Origin of the sequence: Bacillus sp. UMB0728, from assembly GCF_002858875.1 — a bacterium.
In the GTDB taxonomy this organism is placed as follows: Bacteria; Bacillota; Bacilli; order Bacillales; family Cytobacillaceae; genus Bacillus_AB; species Bacillus_AB infantis.
In genome coordinates this window covers 1-1,104 of the sequence record NZ_PKLA01000019.1, presented here as the reverse complement: position 1 = coordinate 1,104, position 1,104 = coordinate 1, and the positions used below count along the sequence as shown (strand labels likewise).

Annotated in this window: 9 tRNA genes and 1 rRNA gene; all 10 read right to left on the bottom strand. The window is 50.3% G+C overall.

Going from position 1 to position 1,104, the window contains the following annotated elements:
- Positions 1–143 precede the first annotated feature (143 nt).
- A tRNA-Ala gene (locus CYJ37_RS26780) sits at positions 144–219 on the bottom strand.
- A gap of 14 nt (positions 220–233) precedes the next feature.
- Positions 234–310: transfer RNA gene (locus tag CYJ37_RS26775), tRNA-Pro, on the bottom strand.
- A 23-nt stretch (positions 311–333) separates the two neighbouring features.
- Positions 334–410: transfer RNA gene (locus CYJ37_RS26770), tRNA-Arg, on the bottom strand.
- 19 nt (positions 411–429) lie between these two features.
- Positions 430–518: transfer RNA gene (locus CYJ37_RS26765), tRNA-Leu, on the bottom strand.
- A gap of 6 nt (positions 519–524) precedes the next feature.
- A tRNA-Gly gene (locus tag CYJ37_RS26760) sits at positions 525–599 on the bottom strand.
- A gap of 9 nt (positions 600–608) precedes the next feature.
- Positions 609–693 (bottom strand) — tRNA-Leu (locus tag CYJ37_RS26755).
- 22 nt (positions 694–715) lie between these two features.
- Positions 716–791: transfer RNA gene (locus CYJ37_RS26750), tRNA-Lys, on the bottom strand.
- A gap of 22 nt (positions 792–813) precedes the next feature.
- A tRNA-Thr gene (locus CYJ37_RS26745) sits at positions 814–889 on the bottom strand.
- A gap of 9 nt (positions 890–898) precedes the next feature.
- Positions 899–971 (bottom strand) — tRNA-Val (locus CYJ37_RS26740).
- 10 nt (positions 972–981) lie between these two features.
- Positions 982–1,098 (bottom strand): 5S ribosomal RNA (rrf, locus tag CYJ37_RS26735).
- Positions 1,099–1,104: the final 6 nt, after the last annotated feature.

The following is a 1,104-nucleotide window of genomic DNA, read 5'->3' as shown; positions in this document are numbered from 1 at the left end:
AAGAGTAAGATTTAGCTCTGATAAAAAAATTAAGATTAACGTTGACGTTTTTGTTCGTTCAGTTTTCAAAGAACAATCTCTGCCGCTTTTTGAAGCAGCTTTTATATATTAACAGGAAGTAACCATCCTGTCAATAGCTTTTTTGGTGGAGCCTAGCGGGATCGAACCGCTGACCTCCTGCGTGCAAAGCAGGCGCTCTCCCAGCTGAGCTAAGGCCCCATATAAATTTCAAATGGTCGGGAAGACAGGATTCGAACCTGCGACCCCTTGGTCCCAAACCAAGTGCTCTACCAAGCTGAGCTACTCCCCGAACATGATAATTTTAATGTAATATGGCGCGCCCGAAAGGAGTCGAACCCATAACCTTCTGATCCGTAGTCAGACGCTCTATCCAATTGAGCTACGGGCGCATTTTATAAATAAACTCTGTGGTGCCGAGGACCGGAATCGAACCGGTACGGTAGTCACCTACCGCAGGATTTTAAGTCCTGTGCGTCTGCCAGTTCCGCCACCCCGGCAATATCTGGAGCGGAAGACGGGATTCGAACCCGCGACCCCCACCTTGGCAAGGTGATGTTCTACCACTGAACTACTTCCGCATATAAAATTGGTGCGGGTGAAGGGAGTCGAACCCCCACGCCTTGCGGCGCCAGATCCTAAGTCTGGTGCGTCTGCCAATTCCGCCACACCCGCATAATGATTGCCTGAGATTAAATGGTGAGCCATGAAGGACTCGAACCTTCGACCCTCTGATTAAAAGTCAGATGCTCTACCGACTGAGCTAATGGCTCAGGCTTTTGCAAACAATGAAACTGGTGCCGGCTAGAGGACTTGAACCCCCAACCTACTGATTACAAGTCAGTTGCTCTACCAATTGAGCTAAACCGGCAAATATGGTTGGAGGATGACGGGATCGAACCGCCGACCCTCTGCTTGTAAGGCAGATGCTCTCCCAGCTGAGCTAATCCTCCATATTTTAAAGCCCGGCAGCGTCCTACTCTCACAGGGGGAGAGCCCCCAACTACCATCGGCGCTGAGAAGCTTAACTTCCGTGTTCGGTATGGGAACGGGTGTGACCTTCTCGCTATCGCCACCAGACTATTT